Genomic DNA, 324 nt, shown 5'->3' with positions numbered 1-324 from the left:
TACAACCTGTTCTTCGCCCCCGAGCCCCTGGTGGCCGCCGGCGAGACCTACTTCGTGAACCCGCTGCTGCGCAACTTCCAGTACGGCACCGAGTACTACGTGCTGGAGCTGGGCAACGACCGCTTCAGCTGGGTGAAGGGCGACCGCACCCACGCCACGCGCCAGGAACTCCCGAAAGAAGTGCACGACTACTTCAGCCAGCTGTTCGCTGACAGCGATGAAACCGAGGCCGACGTGCGCAAGCACGAGGAAGGCGCCCTGGACTTCGTGTGCCTTGAGGGCCACGATTCCCAGTACCACGACCGCAAGAGCCGCAACGAGGTG

At 63.9% G+C, this 324-nt stretch carries 1 pseudogene; it reads left to right on the top strand.

From position 1 onward, the window contains the following. Positions 1-324: pseudogene (locus PZH32_RS12130) on the top strand (hypothetical protein); the annotation flags it as partial.

This window comes from Adlercreutzia equolifaciens, assembly GCF_029076695.1.
Lineage (GTDB): Bacteria > Actinomycetota > Coriobacteriia > Coriobacteriales > Eggerthellaceae > Adlercreutzia > Adlercreutzia equolifaciens_A.
This window is presented reverse-complemented; position numbering and strand designations above follow the sequence as displayed.